General features: G+C 39.8%; 16 protein-coding genes and 1 other RNA gene. 7 read left to right on the forward strand and 10 right to left on the reverse strand.

All coding sequences use genetic code 11. From position 1 onward, the window contains the following. Positions 1 to 101: 101 nt before the first annotated feature. Entirely contained in the window at positions 102 to 437 is a 336-nt protein-coding gene (locus tag B3297_RS04745; protein ID WP_046674120.1) for a MerR family transcriptional regulator, read from the reverse strand. Between the two features lie 188 nt (positions 438 to 625). Between B3297_RS04745 and B3297_RS04750 the strand changes: the two genes are divergently transcribed. Beyond that, a complete protein-coding gene (locus tag B3297_RS04750) occupies positions 626 to 961 on the forward strand; it encodes a hypothetical protein (RefSeq protein ID WP_070560697.1) in 336 nt (111 codons plus the stop codon). A 127-nt stretch (positions 962 to 1,088) separates the two neighbouring features. On the opposite strand, the gene accD is transcribed toward B3297_RS04750, so the two are convergent. The 5 genes from accD to dprA form a co-directional block, all read right to left on the reverse strand. Next, a complete protein-coding gene (gene accD, locus B3297_RS04755; protein WP_070560696.1) occupies positions 1,089 to 1,931 on the reverse strand; it encodes an acetyl-CoA carboxylase, carboxyltransferase subunit beta in 843 nt (280 codons plus the stop codon). 223 nt (positions 1,932 to 2,154) lie between these two features. Then, positions 2,155 to 2,252: signal recognition particle sRNA small type (gene ffs, locus B3297_RS04760), an RNA gene on the reverse strand. 306 nt (positions 2,253 to 2,558) lie between these two features. Next, complete coding sequence (locus B3297_RS04765) at positions 2,559 to 2,786, reverse strand: DUF6814 family protein (RefSeq protein ID WP_070560694.1); 228 nt, start codon at positions 2,784 to 2,786, stop codon at positions 2,559 to 2,561. Continuing rightward, positions 2,779 to 4,284, reverse strand: a complete 1,506-nt coding sequence (locus B3297_RS04770; RefSeq protein WP_070560692.1) for an MFS transporter — start codon at positions 4,282 to 4,284, stop codon at positions 2,779 to 2,781. The genes B3297_RS04765 and B3297_RS04770 overlap by 8 nt, the downstream gene beginning before the upstream one ends. 87 nt (positions 4,285 to 4,371) lie before the next feature. Further along, positions 4,372 to 5,490 carry a DNA-processing protein DprA gene (gene dprA / locus B3297_RS04775; protein WP_070560690.1) on the reverse strand — a complete coding sequence of 373 codons (1,119 nt, stop codon included), beginning with the start codon at positions 5,488 to 5,490 and terminating at the stop codon, positions 4,372 to 4,374. A 261-nt stretch (positions 5,491 to 5,751) separates the two neighbouring features. On the opposite strand from dprA, the gene B3297_RS04780 reads away from it, so the two are divergent. Beyond that, on the forward strand, positions 5,752 to 5,985 hold the full coding sequence (locus B3297_RS04780; RefSeq protein WP_070560687.1) for a hypothetical protein: 234 nt from the start codon (positions 5,752 to 5,754) through the stop codon (positions 5,983 to 5,985). Positions 5,986 to 6,060: 75 nt separating this feature from the next. Next, a complete protein-coding gene (locus B3297_RS04785) occupies positions 6,061 to 6,651 on the forward strand; it encodes a hypothetical protein (RefSeq protein ID WP_070560685.1) in 591 nt (196 codons plus the stop codon). Here B3297_RS04785 and rsmG read toward each other — a convergent pair whose 3' ends face one another. Then, a complete protein-coding gene (gene rsmG / locus B3297_RS04790) occupies positions 6,652 to 7,287 on the reverse strand; it encodes a 16S rRNA (guanine(527)-N(7))-methyltransferase RsmG (protein ID WP_070560683.1) in 636 nt (211 codons plus the stop codon). It lies immediately after the preceding gene. Positions 7,288 to 7,309: 22 nt separating this feature from the next. Next, positions 7,310 to 8,452 carry a glycosyltransferase gene (locus B3297_RS04795; RefSeq protein WP_070560681.1) on the reverse strand — a complete coding sequence of 381 codons (1,143 nt, stop codon included), beginning with the start codon at positions 8,450 to 8,452 and terminating at the stop codon, positions 7,310 to 7,312. A 275-nt stretch (positions 8,453 to 8,727) separates the two neighbouring features. Between B3297_RS04795 and tgt the strand changes: the two genes are divergently transcribed. From tgt to B3297_RS04810, 3 genes are all read left to right on the forward strand, one after another. Continuing rightward, positions 8,728 to 9,858, forward strand: a complete 1,131-nt coding sequence (gene tgt / locus B3297_RS04800) for a tRNA guanosine(34) transglycosylase Tgt (protein WP_070560679.1) — start codon at positions 8,728 to 8,730, stop codon at positions 9,856 to 9,858. A gap of 27 nt (positions 9,859 to 9,885) precedes the next feature. Continuing rightward, positions 9,886 to 10,962: an LptF/LptG family permease gene (locus B3297_RS04805; protein ID WP_070560713.1), complete on the forward strand. Its 1,077-nt coding sequence runs from the start codon at positions 9,886 to 9,888 to the stop codon at positions 10,960 to 10,962. A gap of 96 nt (positions 10,963 to 11,058) precedes the next feature. Beyond that, complete coding sequence (locus B3297_RS04810) at positions 11,059 to 11,970, forward strand: DMT family transporter (RefSeq protein WP_070560678.1); 912 nt, start codon at positions 11,059 to 11,061, stop codon at positions 11,968 to 11,970. A gap of 139 nt (positions 11,971 to 12,109) precedes the next feature. On the opposite strand, the gene B3297_RS04815 is transcribed toward B3297_RS04810, so the two are convergent. Beyond that, complete coding sequence (locus B3297_RS04815; RefSeq protein WP_286778524.1) at positions 12,110 to 15,148, reverse strand: VIT domain-containing protein; 3,039 nt, start codon at positions 15,146 to 15,148, stop codon at positions 12,110 to 12,112. A 347-nt stretch (positions 15,149 to 15,495) separates the two neighbouring features. Between B3297_RS04815 and B3297_RS04820 the strand changes: the two genes are divergently transcribed. Next, positions 15,496 to 16,785, forward strand: coding sequence for an esterase-like activity of phytase family protein (locus B3297_RS04820; protein WP_070560675.1), 1,290 nt, complete (start codon positions 15,496 to 15,498; stop codon positions 16,783 to 16,785). A 148-nt stretch (positions 16,786 to 16,933) separates the two neighbouring features. On the opposite strand, the gene B3297_RS04825 is transcribed toward B3297_RS04820, so the two are convergent. Further along, positions 16,934 to 18,394 carry a glutamate synthase subunit beta gene (locus B3297_RS04825; protein WP_070560674.1) on the reverse strand — a complete coding sequence of 487 codons (1,461 nt, stop codon included), beginning with the start codon at positions 18,392 to 18,394 and terminating at the stop codon, positions 16,934 to 16,936. Between the last annotated feature and the right edge of the window lies 1 nt (position 18,395).

Genomic DNA, 18,395 nt, shown 5'->3' on the forward strand with positions numbered 1-18,395 from the left:
TTGCTAATATTTTATCCCCACTTAGGATAGGCGGGAAGAATTGGGTCAAAATAACGGAAAAATTCCTATTGGGGGAGTTTTAAATAGAAGTTTCTCAGGTACTACAGTGAGTCACGAACTTCAAGAAGAAAGTTCTTCAAACGCTCCAATGAATCTACAACACGTTGATTTTCTTTTGCCTCAGATTTGTTGTCACGCAGGTAATCACGTGCCCCCTGTAGTGTATAACCTTTATCTTTAACCAAATTGAAGATGATCTTTAAATTGGCAATATCTTCTTGCGTAAATAAGCGATTACCCTTTTTATTTTTCTTAGGCTGTAGAATATCAAATTCACGCTCATAAAAACGTATCTGGGATGCATTTACATCAAACATTTCTGTAACTTCTCCCATTGTATAATACAATTTATTTATTTCACGCTCTTTGTACGGCATATCTTCACAATTAATCTATAGCAAACTTAATAAAAATTCCTATTCAAAAAGAAATTTTTGCGATCTCTTATCGGATCAAGGACTGAACGATAGGGATATAGTACAATTCATAAGAAGCCAATAATAATTGTGTATAAAGGTAAATTTTTCTAAGTTTGATTCGTTTGAAAACGGTCTGGACTTCTTATATGATTATAGTTAGCAAATTTTGGACGAATTTCTTCTCTTTTGGAAAAGCCAATGCAATTACTATTTATCCTTTTATCTTTCTGAAAAGTACTTTTTTTAAACAGAAGGACGACTTGATTCGTCATGAGCGTATACATTTGCGACAAGCGCTTGAATTAGGTATTCTCTTTTTCTATGTTTGGTATCTTCTTGAATTTGCCGTTCATTTTATTCAATTTCGGGATTTTGATAAAGCGTACCGGCGTATTTCGTTTGAGCGGGAAGCTTATGAGAAGGAGGGTGAAACGGATTATCTGTCCAAAAGAAAAATATGGGCTTTTTGGCGATATCTTTAAAAAGACGGTTGATTTATACGTTCTATATATCCGACAAGAGGTCGCAGGCACAACAGTTATGGGGCGAAAAAAGAAAGCGGTACCAAGAATATTCTTGGCACCGCTTTCTTTTATATCCTGACAATGATTATCCCACTAATTTAAGGTAGGTAGCCACTTGGTTTTTTAACTGTCTACGGTCGACAATGAAATCCAAAAATCCATGCTCGAGCACGAATTCCGAAGTCTGGAATCCTTTTGGAAGATCCTTTTTAATTGTTTCTTTAATGACACGGGGTCCGGCAAATCCGATTAACGCACCAGGTTCTGCGATATTTATATCACCCAACATCGCGTAAGATGCTGTAACTCCCCCTGTAGTAGGGTCGGTCAATAAACAAACGTAAGGAAGTTCTGCTTTTGCCAATAACGCTAATTTAGCCGAAGTTTTAGCCATTTGCATCAATGAAAATGCGGCTTCCATCATCCGTGCACCACCTGATTTGGATATTAACATAAATGGAATTTTATGCTCAATACAGTAATCTATCGAACGCGCGATTTTTTCGCCAACGACAGATCCCATGGATCCGCCGATGAAACTAAAGTCCATACAAGCAATAACAATGTCTTGACCATTCATTTTTCCATGGCCAGAACGTAAAGCATCTTTAAGACCTGTTTTGGCTTGACTTTCCTTTAAACGTTCAGGGTATGGCTTTGAATCGAAAAATTCTAATGGATCACCAGAATTTAGATTAGGAAATAGTTCTGTGAATTCGTTATTATCAAATAAAATTGAAAAATATTCTTTGGAGCCAATTCTTAAGTGGTGGCCACAATATTGACAAACATAGTCGTTTTCTACTTGTTCAAGATGCAACAATGGTTTTTTACATGTAGGACATTTGTTCCACATACCATCAGGTGCTTCTTTTTTATTAGCGGTAGCTGTGCTAATACCAGCTTTTTCTCTTTTAAACCAACTCATACGATAGTTCTTATTCGATTACAAACTTATATAAATTTGCTTTTATATACAATTATAATTGTGTTGAATGTACATGCCAAGCGATTAAAACTCCTTGTGTAACAGGGCTTCTATAAATAGGGGAAATGCGGGTAACAATTGGGATATACATGGTATTTAGCTGATTATTAGGTTAGAATTGAATTTTGGACCGGAAGATTAGTCAAAAAAAATGGGCATAAAAAAAGGGTAAGCTACTCCTATCGCACCGCTCAACCAAATACCCTTGCTTTGTTCCCAACCTGGGGGAGTCAATGGGAGCTGGTCGTAGAAGACTTACCCGCCACAAAAGTAGAAAAAAAAACAGTTTTAGGAAAGAAAAAACACCTTTTTATCTTATTCGGTTGATTATCATGGCAATAAATTGCATTTGATATCTTTTCATAGCACCAATTTATGGCGGAGTAGATTTGGTATTTGTGTAAAACAGCTAAAAATGGCGTGAAAAAAGCGCTTGACGAAGTCCATTTGCCGTAAATGTTCTTTTCAAAATGTCGGAAAGTTGCATTATCTGACGTATAGGAGATCGACTTTGAATAAGCATAATCGGCTAATTTTGCCTATTCAAAGTCGATCTCATTTTTGGGACTACATTTTTTCTTGATCGTATTCGCCCAATAGGGAATAATAGCCAAATAAACCGAGTCCAATGGAGATTATGGGGGTCAAGATGCACAGGATAATGATTCCAAAAACGAGATCTTCCTGATGTCCCGTTGATATCTTTGGCAGGGCCAGTTCAAAAATGGAAAAATAAGCAGTAAACAATGCTAAAACGATCCAAAGTATGCCGAGGAATTTTTTGAGATTATTCATGGGGTGCTGAAGTTGATTTGTTGTTGATATAAATACTGCCTATGATAAAACATACAATGGCAATGATAATAGGGTACCATAAACCTGCAAGATAGAATTGCGGGGTATTGGAAGCTTCGGCATTTGTCGTTAAATATGTCGATACAGCCGGAAGGAGTCCGCCGAATATTCCATTGCCAACATGATAGGGTAAGGACATGGATGTGTAGCGGATTTTTACGGGGAACAGTTCAACAAGGAATGCTGCAATGGGGCCGTACACCATCGTAATATAAATCACTTGTATAAAGATCAGCAGGACGAGCAGCATATAGTTTTTGCCTGCAATATGGACTGTGGTTTTGGTTGTTTGCTGCCCTTTCAGTTTACCGGATTGATGAATCATGCTGGCTCGAGTAACTTCCGTTTGGTCCTCATATTGTGTTTTGATGATGGAAATGGTTTCTGCAGTTTGTAATCCATGAGGGTTCTCCGTTGTTTCGTTCACCTTGACTTTCTGTTCGGTATTGGAAAGTTGGTACATGGATTCGTAAATCGGACGATAGGTCAATACGGCAAGTAACATCCCGCCAAGCATGATCCATTTTCGCCCAATTTTGTCACTAAGCCATCCAAATACGACAAAAAATGGCGTTCCCAAGAGTAAGGCGATACCGAGGATGGTATCGGCTTGGTCAGATTGGAGGTGCATGACTGTTTTCATGAAACTCATCGAGTAAAACTGTCCGGTGTACCAAACAACGCCCTGTCCCATGGCTGCACCAAATAGCGCGAGCAGCACAAATTTGAGGTTGTAGCGGTTGCCAAAACTTTCTTTTAGCGGATTTGTACTTGTTTTCCCTTCCGCTTTGGCCTTGCTAAATTCGGGTGACTCCTTCATTTTCTTACGGATGAGATAGGAAACATATACCATCACCAAAGAGAGGAGGAAGGGAAGCCGCCATCCCCAGGAATCAAATTGTGATTCGCTGAGAAAGCCTTTGGTAAGGAGGATGACGACCAGAGATATGAAAAGGCCAAAAGTAGCTGTTGTTTGTATCCAGGATGTCCAATAGCCCCGCTGGCCCAATGGAGCATGTTCGGCGACGTAAGTTGCCGCACCGCCATATTCTCCGCCTAGGGCAAGACCTTGCAAGAGACGAAGGATCAACACGAGCAGCGGTGCCCAAAAACCGATACTTTCATAACTGGGGATGCAACCGATGAGAAATGTTGCGCCGCCCATGAGCATTAAAGTTACCATAAACGTATATTTTCGACCGATAATATCGCCTAGTCGGCCAAAAAATAGAGCGCCAAATGGCCGGACGACAAATCCTGCAGCAAATGTGGCTAGGGTGGAAAGAAAAGCAGCAGTTGGATTTTCTGCCGGAAAGAATTTGGTGGAAATTACAATGGATAGGCTGCCAAAAATGAAAAAATCATACCATTCAATAAGCGTTCCCATGGAGGAGGCTCCGATGACTTTCCAGATGCTTTTTGTATTGTTTTCGTTCATTAATTTTTGGTTTTTGGTTGGATATAAATGTACATTTTAATTGCGCTCCAAACGGCATTTCGGCGCTGTTGCATGATCGAAAAAGAGCTAATTCTTTTGAATTTCGGTCTGTCCGACTATTTTATAGCGTTTTCCGGGTAGGCTGTGAATGAGTGACTGCATTTCAAGTTCCAATAGGATTAAGGCCAATTTACTTTGTGGCCATTTTGTGAGGTCAATCATATGGTCTATTTCTAATTGTCCCTTTTGCTGAATGAGCGTAAAAAGGAGTTGTTGATCTTTTGTCAATGTCAAAGGAAGGCTAAGCTGTTGACCAACAGCTTTTGTACTGATTTCCCAATTCATGAGGTATTCCAGATCCTGAAGACCTCTAATCATATGCGCGCGGTTGGTTTTGATGAGGTAATTGGTGCCTTCAGAACTTTTTTCGTAAACGGCTCCTGGAAAGGCACATACATCGCGATTGTAGCTGTTGGCTATTTCGGCGGTAATCAAAGCACCTCCTTTAATTGCAGCTTCTACAACAATGGTGACATCCGCCATACCGGCTATGATGCGATTGCGCATAGGGAAGTTACTGCGTTCAGGTAATGTGTTGGATGTAAATTCTGTCAATAAACCTCCTTGATCTAGCATTTTTGTGGCAAGTTCACGATGGGATGCCGGGTAAATGCGATCGAGACCATGCCCTAATACAGCAACGGTGGGAATATTATTTTTTAGTGCGTTGCGATGTGCTAAAGCATCAATACCATAAGCAAGACCGCTTACGATTAAGGTGTCTTTGGAACCATTCATAGCCTCTAGCAGATCTTCGCATATTTTCTGGCCATAGTAGGTTGCATGTCTAGTGCCGACGATACTTATAATTTTTGTGCTGTTGAGTGGCTGATTCCCTTTATAATAGACAACAAGCGGAGCGTCTTCACATTGTCGTAGCCTATTTGGATAATTTTGGTCCCCCAGCCATAACGCTTGTATCTGATGTTTTTCGATAAAAGCAAGTTCTTTTTCACAGGCAGACATATAGCTTTTATTGTGTATGGCTTCTGCGATCGATTCCCGTATCCCAAGAATTTGCATCAAATCTTTTTTTGAGTAAGCAAATAAGTCTGCCAACTCGTGACCTTGGTCAATGATGTTACGCGCTGTCCTAGGGCCAATGCCCTTGATTTTCGTCAAAGCTATGGGATAAATTAGTTTCATAATTGGGTTTATTTAAATATAGGAAAAATATAAGTAGCTGTCATACTTTTTGTTAGAATTGCTTAGGCATATTATGTTTTTAAAGCAATGACAAAGTTCTTAGTCGGAGGCGATCGCGTGTCTGCTCGAAAATCCGCGGATCGCCATGGCATGAATGCGCTTTTCCTAAGCTTATTTGAGATATCAAGGAATGAAATATTGGTCGATTATGGAAAGAAGATGAGGAATTGGTACCTTTGAGCGATTAATGATATTTTAACTATGGAAATGAAAGAACCTTTTGATATTGAATTGGGGGATATAGTTTATTCTGTTTTCCCTGAGGAAGAAGATACGTATGTTATTTTTAAGGATGGTGTGGAATACGTAAAGATTATTAAAGACAATGATACAAACTGGTTGAAACTTAATCCAGAAACGGAGCTTCCTATGTTCGGTATGGATGAAGAGATCAATCTGATTGGCCTAGAAATTAAAAAAGAATTAGGTCTTTAGTTCTCTAAGTTAAAGATAGTTAAATGCTTTTTAATTTTATTTATAGTTGGTTATTTTAGTTTGTCAATTATAAATATGGTACGTATCGGATTTCTATCTTTATTGTTTTTCTGTGTCTATTTCTCATTTAATAGGCAGGGGCTTTTTGCCTATCCAACGGAATTTTATCATCAGGATACCATTGCGAAAAAAGGCAGTCAAAAAGATACTTTACGTTTGGACACTGTTTCGATCAAGCGTAAATCAGCAGCGGATAAATGGGAAGAAAAAAAGGAGGAGTATAAGTCGATCTTTTTCTGGGGTGATACGAAAAATATGGTGACCTTGCCTCACCAGGGAGGAATTGCGGTCAATCTGAACAAGCTTTACAATAAATTCAGTCGAAAGGGACGAAATTCGCGGAAGCTTCAACGTCAGTTTGAAAAAGAATACCAACAGGATCTGATTCGCGAGGAATGGTATCCGCTGACTCAGGAATACAGTAAGTTGTCGGGAGATTCTCTGCGCAAATTTAGAATATACTATGAGCCTTCCTTAAAGTGGCTTCGTGAGAATGATCGGTATGAGAAGATTGCTTATATCCATCTGTGTTTAACGAACTACCTGGATTCTGTAGACATTATCCATAGGCGACTTCAATTTCCTATGGGTAATGCCAAACTTTAACTACATAGGTACGTATACCAGGTATTTTGTATCAAAGAAATCTTCTTTAAAGTAACCGGAAAGCGGGTGTAATTCTGCTTTGAGCTTAGATTCTTTGATCTCTTCGGTGAGATCTCCGCCTTTCAAGTAAAGAATTCCATTAGGAATACCGTTTTTATCTTTTTTTGCGAATTTATTCTGTATCCAAGGCGTAAATTCTCCAAGTCTTGTCACAGCTCGTGATATCACAAAATCGTACTTGTCGTCGAGTTGTTCTGCGCGGATATGATCTGCTTCAACATTTTGGAGACCCAGTCCTGCAGCAACTTCGCGTACGACTTTTATTTTTTTGCCGATAGAATCGACCAAATGGAATTTGACTTCAGGAAACATAATGGCCATTGGGATACCTGGAAAGCCCCCGCCGGTTCCCACGTCCAAAATTTGTGTTCCTGGCGTGAGCTCTTGAACAAATTTAGCGATACCTAGCGAGTGTAACACATGGTGCAGGTAGAGGCTATCTATGTCCTTACGTGAAATGACATTGATTTGGCTATTCCAAAATGTATAGAGGTCGGCAAGTTTTGCAAACTGTTCTTTTTGAATATCCGTTAATTTTGGAAAATACTTATAGATGATATCAACTGTTGGATTCAAAGCTTAATGTTTTAAAAGTGAATTATTTCCAGCTTATTTTTTTCTTTTTTCTGCTGAACATGCCATTGATGCAAATATAGAAATAGTAGATGAAGTCTGCCAAAGGTAGCCACCAAATGAGTTCCTTTACTTCTAGTTTTTTATAGATGTTGGCAAATATTATCCATTGTGCAATCAGCCTTAGGAGGTAGGCTGTAACAGGAACATACCAGTACATTGGAAAGGCAATTGCTGTTGCGATAAGGGCGACATAAAAAAGGACGGCTGATACCAGCTGCGTGCCGAGCATGCGCTGATGTCGCTTTTTGTAAATGGTAGAGGCTCCTGAGTGTCTTGCTTTTTGCTTGTAATAGCTCCTCCAGGTCGCTTTGGGTTCCGAATAGACAATGGATTCGGCTGCCAGTGCAATGTTAACGTTGGTCGGATTTGCATTTTGGTTGACAAAAAGATCATCATCGCCAGACTTAATATGCATATGGGCTGCAAAACCTTTGTTACGAAAGAAAAGGTCTTTTTTGTAAGCCATATTGCGTCCTACTCCCATATAGGCATCTCCCTTTAGTGCATAGGCAAAGTAACTCATGGCCGTATGGCTGGTTTCAAATCGAATCAATAGATTTAGCAAGCTTTTTTGCTTAAAATAAGGAGAATAGCCAAGTACAATTTCTGTTTCTGGTCTGAAGGCTGCTGCAATTTCTTTGAGCCATTGATCGGATTGTGGTGCACAATCTGCGTCAGTAAACACCAGTGTCTGGTGCTTTGACGCTTTGATACCCATACTAACGGCAAACTTTTTACCATGTTTCAAGCGAATATGCTCTTTGATATCCACAATCTTTAAATGGGGGTATTTTGCTTCGAACTCATGCAATATCCAGGGCGTATTGTCAGTCGAAAAGTCATTGACCACAATGACTTCAAAATTGGGATAGTCTTGATTCAGTACACTCGGGAGGAATTCCCGAATATTATCCTGTTCATTGTGTGCACAAATAATAACGGACAGCGGTGGGAATTCAGTTCCTTCTTGTACAGTTTCAATTTGATAACCACTCAATTTGCTATATACAAATAAGATGTAGTACAATTGTATCAAGAGGAAAAGACCCAATACTCCGAAAGCAATATATGGAAGATTGGCCAAAAATACGTGAAGGTCAAGCATAGCTCACAAAGATAAGTGCTTTCCGCAACTTTTTTATAGGGGAAAAATGATAATTTATTTTTGAAACATCCTGTTTGCAAATCTTTTTATAGTATTTTTGCAACGTATTCTAGGGATGAATCCGAGCTTGGGTGAAAATTAGAAAAGCTATAACGACTTTTTAAGTTACAACTGACTGAAAATGAGTTTTTAATTTTTTACACCAAATGCCGATATCGCCATGTCCATGGCAAATCATCCTTTAAAATAGAAATAGTCTCAGAGGAAAAATATTAATGAAATTTACGCTACAAGCACAAGATAAATTGTCAAAAGCACGTGCAGGTGTTGTCGAAACTGCACACGGTCCCATTCAAACACCTATTTTTATGCCTGTTGGTACGGCAGGTACAGTGAAAGCAATTCATCAACATGAATTGAAGAACGATATTGAAGCGCAGATTATTCTGGGTAATACGTACCACCTCTATTTACGTCCCGGATTGAATGTGTTGAATAAGGCGGGCGGGCTGCATAAATTTAATGGTTGGGATCGACCTATTTTAACGGATTCCGGTGGTTATCAGGTGTATTCGTTGACCGAAGTACGTAAAATCAAAGAAGAGGGGGTTACCTTTCGTTCCCATATTGATGGATCAAAACATCTATTTACACCAGAGAATGTCATGGATACACAACGTATTATCGGTGCGGATATCATTATGGCATTTGACGAGTGTACGCCTTATCCATGTGATTATGGGTATGCACGTCGTTCTTTGGATATGACCCATCGTTGGCTGAAACGCTGTGTGGATCGTTTTGATAGTACAGATCCGCTTTATGGATATGACCAGACTTTGTTTCCAATCGTTCAAGGATCTGTTTACAAAGATTTAAGGATAAAATCTGCGGAGACTATCGCTTCGTTTAACCGCGAAGGAAATGCGATTGGTGGATTGTCGGTAGGCGAACCGGCGGAAGAAATGTATGCGATGACCGAAGTTGTCTGTGATATCTTACCGCATGACAAGCCACGTTATCTCATGGGGGTAGGTACACCGGTAAATATCCTTGAAAATATTGCTTTAGGGGTGGATATGTTCGATTGCGTTATGCCAACCCGTAATGCTAGAAATGGTATGCTTTTCACGCAAAATGGTATTATCAATATCAAAAATGAAAAGTGGAAAGATGATTTTTCACCAATAGAAGCGGAGAGTGATCTGCAGGCAGATCAATTTTATTCGAAAGCTTATCTAAGACATTTGATTAAATCGCAGGAAATTCTTGGAGCACAAATTGCTTCTTTACATAATTTACATTTTTACCTTTGGTTGGTGAATCAGGCTAGGGAGCGAATCATTGATGGAACTTTCTACGATTGGAAAAACAAAATGGTGAAAATATTGGATCAACGTTTGTAAAACTAAATAGCTCAAGTTAAAAAAATGCTGTCGTTAATCGATCGTTACATCATCAAAAAGTATCTAAGTACTTTTTTATTCACTATGGCAATATTTACTATTGTCATGGTGGTTTTTGACGTGTCCGAACGATTGGATGATTTTTTAAAATATCATGCTCCCCTCGATAAGATTATTTTTGAGTATTATGCAGGGTTTATTCCCTTTTACCTAAATTTTCTTTGTCCGCTGATCAACTTTATTGCGGTTATTTTCTTTACCTCAAAGATGGCAGACCAAACCGAAATTGTCCCGATTCTCAGTGCCGGATATAGCTTTAACCGTTTGCTTCGTCCCTACATGATCGCTGCAACCCTAATCTTTGCCATTTCTTTGGTATTTAACATCTTTATTATTCCGAAGACCAATAAGATGAAGGTTGATTTTGAAAATATCTATGTAAAGCCACCTAAGGATAACTCGAGGGTTTCTACCCATATGCAACTGGACAAAAACAGCTATGTTTATATAGACAACTTTGATAATTCTACCAAAACAGGCTACGGATTTGTACTTGAAATTTTCAAAGGGGATACCCTTAAGGAGAAAATGATGGCTGATCGTATTACGTGGGACTCGGTGGCGACAAAATGGAAGATCGAAGGGTATACCAATCGTATTATCAATGGACTACATGAACGCATGGACAAAGGAGCTGTTAAAGACACAACCTTGGATATGAAACCTTCTGATTTTGAGGTACGTGATAATATGTTTACCGCTATGGATACACGCGAATTAAATATTCGTATCCATAAGGAGGAGATCAGGGGAACCGGAGTCATGAACGATTTATTACTGGAGAAATACAAGCGTTACGTATATCCATTTTCAGCTTTTGTATTGACCTTGATGGGTGTGGCACTGTCCTCCAAGAAAGTGCGTGGGGGGATAGGATTGAGTCTTGGTATTGGTATCGCGCTAAGTTTTACGTATATCGTATTTATACAGTTTGCGACTATGTTTTCTTTGAAAGGGGGACTGCCACCGTTGATAGCCGTATTAATTCCGAATGTTACCTTCTTTTTGGTAGCACTATACCTGGCGATAAAAGCGCCAAAGTAATTTTTTGTTAGTTTTCAATAACTTCAGTGAGCCTGCCTTATAAAGGGAAATAATAGGTATTGCTCATCATTTCTATACAAATGTATTCTAGAGAATATGACTAAAATTCAATTAAATCGGAATATTCTAATTCTGCATTTAACAATACTTATTTGGGGATTTACCGGAATTTTGGGTAGCTTGATTTCCGTATCTGCCCTTCATTTAGTGTGGTATCGTGTTGCAATAGCGTCTATCGCGCTGTTGATCTATTTCTTGGTAACTAAACAATCGATTGTAGTTTCGCGGAAACAATTTCTCCAATTTTTTATGGTGGGGGCCGTTGTTGGACTGCATTGGGTATTATTTTTTTATTCGATCAAAGTATCTACCGTATCGGTGACATTGGTCACGCTATCCTCGGTGACTTTATTTACGGCAATATTGGAGCCTATTGTGAATAAAAAGCGTATTGCGCTGTTGGATATTGTTGTTGGTTTGGTCATTATCATCGGTATTTATACAATCTTTTCTTTTGAAACACATTACCTTGTTGGTCTATTGGCGGGGCTTGGCTGTGCGTTTTGCGCGAGTATATTTTCTATCGCCAATGCGCGAATGGTTAAAAAATCGAGCCCGACCTTGATTACGTTCTATGAGATGATGGGGGCATGCTTCTGGATCAGCATATTGATGTTGTTTACAGGAGATTTCAATGCTGAAATGAAATTGGGACAGCAAGATTTAATTTATCTGCTGTTGTTAGGTGTGGTTTGTACGGCGGTGGCCTATGTTATGGGGGTTGCTGTCATGAAGGAATTATCTGCTTTTACTGTTGCGCTGACAACAAATCTGGAACCTGTTTATGGTATTCTGTTGGCGATGTTGATATTTGGACAAAAGGAGACCATGAGCGGTGGGTTTTATCTTGGCGCTTGTATCGTTTTGGGAGCAGTATTCACTTACCCTTATGTCAAAACGAAATTAGAGAATAGACAAAAAGATCTTGTTATTCGTAAATTGCATTAATTGAAATCGGGGCTATCCAATCTTTTTGGATAGCCCCGATTTCATGTGGTTATATACCTTTCCCCTAAAGCATCATTTCATAGAGCTAATTTTCAAAGGGTTTGATTTGTTTTTTTGAACACCTTCTGTCTCTGCTCAACTACTGGAATGAAAATTCGCCAATCCCAATATTGCGCTCTTTATTGCGGTCAAGATAGATCGTAACGATTTTTCGTTCTTGCTTGCCACTGCTATAGTAGGTATAAATTTCGGCCATGACCGCTGCTGGTCCTGCTAAAGTAAGGGAATCATCGTTATAGAAGTCAACTTCAATTTTGTATTTTCCTTTTAAAGCTTTTTTTAATAGAAATTGTTCAGGGCCATAGCCACCAGTAAAGTCATTGCTGAGTCGGCCCCCAATGGCTGTGGCAGGATTACTATAGAAGCATTTTTCTTGATTTGGATCAGTTACCCAAAGGTCGATATCGGTGTTTCGTGAATTCCAATTAATGACAACACGAATGTCGACGGGTAGGTCAGCAATCAATTTTTTGTTCACGGCAACTTTGGAGCTTGCAGCTTTGTTTGCTTTAATGAGATTATTGATTTCCATGACCAATGTTTCTTCAATACCATCATCGCGATCGGCAGCTTCTGGGGAGTAGCTCTGGGTCAAAATCCCATATAATTGTTCTAGTGCCTCCTTGAACATACCTTTGTCTTGTAAAACGAGGGCATAATCGCGGTGGCTTTGTGGATCCATGGGACGCCATTTTAATACCTTAGCAGTAATGAACAGTGCATTGTCGTAATCTCCCCATTCCCGTAACTTATAGGAAATGGTTTTGTAGAGATCTGCATTTTCAATTTGTAAGTCTGCAAGTGCGCTTAAGATGAGTAAGGCTTTGTTGTGATCTCCTCTTTTGAAAAAGAAGTTTGCGACATCAAAATAGAAAGTTGGCGTTCCCATATACTGATTCCGAAGTTGGAGATAGCTTTTGTAAGGATCTTTGGATTGATTAAGGTCCTGTAAATAGGCTTGGTCTTCTTTAATTTCAGGGATGCTTATTTTTCCATGTATGCTGTTGATGCTGCTTGTCGTTTGTATGCCAGCTACGCGTTCTTCTAAGGATTGAACAACAGCGAAATCCTGAAGAACATCATCAGATGCCGCCATCGCCAATTCACTGGTAACAGCTTTGGCGGTATTTGAATTGCCTTCGGCTGACACTCTTTTTTCACTAGCGGGAGCTGATGACCTGAGTTCTTCGGCTCGTGATGTCGCGGCAGGGCTAGCTGAAGGACGCGACGGTATAGGTGTAACAGGAGCAACTCCGGTAGCCATTTCTTCGGCAACAGCAAGTTCAGGGATGGAAATCAATTTTTTACGCGTTGGGTATTTCTTTTTTTGCTGAAAATCGGTATTCCACCAGGACTGAAGCTGTTTGGTAATGTCTTGAGCCTGATCCAACAAGTCTGCTACACGTTCTTCCTTTTCTATATGTTCTTCTTTGATGAGCCGATTGAATTCGGAAAGCAATTCGGCGGGCGGAGTTATTGCATAACGTACGTAATCTTCTGTGGTTTCCAGTACAATCAGGCTGGTATTTCGGGTAACAATACCGAACTGTTTGCCAAGTGTTTCAATTTCTTCACGATTGTCTTCGTATTGAAGATCCAACGCTTCAATTTTCTTTTGTGCCCAGATCTGCTGTAGGTCAATTTCACCATGGTCAGGCTGTAGCGCTATACTAATCTCTTGCGGTGCTTGTTGCCCATCTCCTACAAGTACGGTGATCTGCTTTAATCCCGGGCTTTTCCCTACGCCTGCGAGAGAAAAATTGGCTTGTACTGGCGTGCCTTTTTGAGGATAAACTTCCTCAAAATCATTTTTTTCTTTTATCCCCAGGTAAATAAGGTCTATCGTATTTAGCTTATGGTACGCTTCAGTTGTTGAGGTATTGGCTAAATTGATCATCTTTCCAAGATGTTTCTGGGAAATTTGTTTTAGGACACCGTAGTCCGATCCATTGGACGAAGTAATGCAATAAACTGGATTGTCAAGGTTGATTTTACTTTGACCAAATGTAGAAAGGCCATCGCTAAACAGCAGGTAATTGTTGGCCTGTATTACACCGGTTTTTATTTGACTATAGTCTGTGCCGCCATCGTAGTCAATTCCTTTGATGTAGTTTTTGAGATCATTCCAATTACCTTGTCGTACCTGAAACGTATGACCTTTTACAAAGCGGATATCCAATAAGCCGAGATCGACAGTCATATTGGGGTTTTCTTTAAAAAAGAGATCTAATAGGGCGAGTTCCTTTTCTATATCTCTATTTTTACTGCTGAGCGAGCGGTCCCATATAATTCCAATACTGTGCCCCCATTTTTTTTGAGTAGATTTTGTCGCGTTTGCCGTTACATTGGCAAGAAAGTAGAAGCTTTTATCCCCATTTTCCTGAAATAGGCCAGATGCTTCCTTGTTGCCTGTCGGCAGTTGAAGAACTAAATTTCGCTGGGATTTAAACTGTTGTTTATGTAAAGAAGCTGTGTAATTGCTGTTATGCTGTGAGAAAGCCAAAGAACCGTCTGGTTTCTCGGTGAAATCTGGCTTATCGGTATTTTGAAAGACATGAATATCCAATGCGAAGTTTTCAATGGGGGAACTATAGTTTAAGGGTAGATGGTAGTACCGAGCCTGATCCGATGTTGTGGTCAGATTTTCTGAATAGCTAATCTTAACGGTACGCTTCCCATTCGCTGGTAAAGGGTAAATTCGAGTTCGGAAATTATTTCCTTCGACTTTTTCCAATAAACCCGGATCAATGCGGCGTGTTTCTATACTTTCAAATACTTCGGTTCCTTTATTCTTATCGACTGGAACTGCTTGTCGTAATTTGCCGTTGATATCTAAGGCGTAGCCGCTCACGGAGACACCTTCGGGCATAGGGAATGTCAGTTCGCCCTCGAGATCGCGGTTGGTCTTGTTATCAAAGACCATTGTCATCGTCGTTTTGGCTATATTTCCGAATATGACGACAGCTATTTTTAGGTCTGCCAATATCACCTTGTTTTGCTGGCCATCGCCATCTTTAATTTTTAAGCTTGGTATTTCGCGTGTAGTTCTGATCTGAGATTTCGTATCCACATTAGAAAATACCAAAATTATGCAAAGGGCAACTATGATCTTTTTCATCTTTCTATTTTTAGTAGGTGAGGGCAGAGAATATACTGTTAATTCGCTGCACAATTAGCTATTTATTCTTGTAGTGATGCCGGGAAATTCAAAATTCCATAATCGAGGATAATTAATTTTTATACCGTGTTTTTTACGGTTGATGCAGTTTATTTAAACTTATGTTAATCATTGGCTAATATTTGGCTTTTATGTTTGCAATACCGTTGGGTTGCCCACTGCGCATGGATTGTGTAGACAAAACCTGCTGTGTTATAGCCTAAGCAAGACGATAAGGATGAAATTTAACTAGTTGAACGTGTCCGGAATATGGATAACAGTAAGCATTATTTGAAAAATTTAGACAGATGAAAAAAATATACAGTGTATTGGCGTTGGCCCTATTATGTGCTTCATGTAGTAAAGATGACGTATCGCAGATTACTGATCCGATTGAACTGACCTATCCCGAAAAGGCCATAGCAACAGATCCCAAAGTATTGATTGATGTTAATGGAGTAAAAGTGTATAATGGGGGTTATGGATCATCGATGGCTCAAGATCCTATTGATAAATCTATATTTTATCTTTTAACGGATAGGGGACCAAATATTGATGGGACGGAAAATGATAGTAAACTATTTGCTTCGCCAACATTTACACCGCAGATCGGTAAATTCAGATTAAAAGACAATACGCTAACATTGGAATCTGTTATCGAATTGAAAAATAAAGATGGTGTGAAATTGAATGGTCTACCAAATCCAGAAGGGAAAGGTGGTTCTGGGGAAAAAGCATTGGGGGTTGATGGTAAAGATCTAGGGAAAAGTGAGGATGGAATCGATTCAGAGGGACTAGCGAGAGCGGCGGATGGTTCTTGGTGGGTCAGTGACGAATACGGACCACATATCGTTCATTTTGACGCTTCGGGAAAGGAAATAGAGCGGATCAATCCGTGGTCTACGGGTAAAAAGTTGCCTTTGGTATTTGCCAAACGTCGTCCTAATCGTGGAATGGAAGGATTGACGCTTACACCAGATGGTAAAACACTGGTCGGAATTATGCAATTTCCACTTTATAATCCATCTAAAGATGCGATTAAAAATTCATTGGCAATCCGTATTGTTACGCTGGATATTGCGAGCGGCGTCACGAAACAATATGTCTATATGATGGAGCGTACCGATTTGCAGGCAGTAAGTGAAATCGCTGCCGTGAGCAATTCAACATTTATTGTATTGGAACGTGACGGGGAATACGCGACAGAAACAACTCGTTCTACTGTATTTAAGAAGATTTATAAAATAGATCTTTCTGGCGCAACAGATATCTCAGATGCGAATAATACGGCAACGGGGAAATTATTTGATGGTAAAACTGTGGAGGAACTCAAAGACGCGGCTACATTGGCAAAATATAATATTAAACCAGTCAATAAGACATTGGTCGCCGATTTAATGACGGATATCAAGGAATTGTATCCGCATGATAAAGCTGAGGGCCTGGCTGTCATTAATCCATCTCTGATCGCGGTATGTAATGATGATGATTTTGGGGTAACGGGAAAAGGTTTTTATGCGACGAAAATATTACCTTGTATAAAGACCGTAGACAAAAACAGTATTTATTTTGTTAAACTTAAGGATCCATTGAAATAGTGGCTAACTATTAATTATAAAAAGGTCCGTTGAATTCTCAACGGACCTTTTTATGTTTTGTGCTGTCCAAGCTTTTATCCTTGTTACGAAGTCTAAACGTAGCTTAGCATATCACTGGTATGATCTCTCTATTGAGAACTTCCTTCTTTTAAGCATTTATTGTTGCCAGGAAGTCCTTGCTTTCAAGCTCTGAATACCCCATTAAGTATTCGTCTACTTTTCGAGCACATTCGCGTCCTTCAGAGATGGCCCAAACAACAAGCGACTGGCCTTTACGGCAATCTCCAGCAGTGAAGATATTATCAATTGTCGTTTGGTAGTCTTTATCATTTGCAAGGATATTTCCTTTTTCATCGACACGTACACCCAATTGTTCTAGGAGCGTATGTTCAGTGTGTTGATAACCAATAGCCAATAAGACGAGGTCTGCTGGTATTTCACGGATCTCGGATTCTCCTAAGCGGGTTCTTTTTCCAAATTCATCAACTTCGTATTGAACCTCTTTGATTTTTATAGCTTTGATATGGCCATCTTCATCTTTAACAAATTCTTGCGTTTCTGTAGCCCAAAGTCTTTCACAGCCTTCTTCCTGAGAAGAGGAGGTTCCGAATGTGAGCTTGTCCATTGGCCAAGGATTGTTCTTTAGACGTTGTTTAGAAGGTGTAGGTTTGCGGGCAATCTGTGTGATACTTTTTGCACGATGACGATTGGATGTACCAATACAGTCTGATCCGGTATCACCATCACCGATGACAACAACATGTTTGTCTGTTGCCAGGATGCGGTCTTGTTCGATAGCAATTCCACTTACTTCTTTATTTTGCTGGGTCAGAAAGTCCATAGCAAAATGTATGCCTTTAGCTTCATGCCCTGGTAATTGCATGTGCCATGGAACGGTAGAGCCTGTTGCCAATATAACAGCATCATAAGCTTTTAATTCATAAAAGCTGATGTCTTTGCCAACTTCTGTATTCACCTTGAATTCTATTCCCGATTCTTTCAGGAGATTGACACGGCGATCGATTACCGATTTTTCTAATTTAAAATCCGGAATACCGTAGCGGAGTAATCCTCCAACCTGATCATCACGTTCGAAAACAACAACATCGTGTCCTGCTTTATTGAGCTGAGCAGCAGCCGCTAGTCCGGCTGGACCGGAGCCCACGACGGCGACGCGTTTGCCTGTTTTTAAATAACTTTTATGTGCTTTGACATAACCCTTTTTAAAAGCAATCTCGATAATATGTTTTTCGATCTCCTCGATAGTGATCGGAGTACTATGTATACCAAGTACACAGGCTGATTCGCATGGTGCCGGACATATTCTACCTGTAAATTCAGGGAAGTTATTGGTGGAGGACAAAATCTGATAGGCCTCTTCCCATTTTCCATCGTATACGGCATCGTTAAATTCAGGGATGACATTGCCCAGTGGACAGCCTGAATGACAAAATGGAATACCGCAGTCCATGCAGCGCGCGGCCTGCTTATTGAGCTCGTTCTCAGAATACCCTTTATTGAATTCTTTATAGTGCTGTACGCGACCTTCAACAGCTTCTTTTGTTGGAAGCACGCGCTCAAATTCTTTAAAACCTGTAATTTTTCCCATG

It is taken from the genome of Sphingobacterium sp. UBA3519 (genome assembly GCF_002377215.1).
Classification (GTDB): Bacteria; Bacteroidota; Bacteroidia; order Sphingobacteriales; family Sphingobacteriaceae; genus Sphingobacterium; species Sphingobacterium multivorum.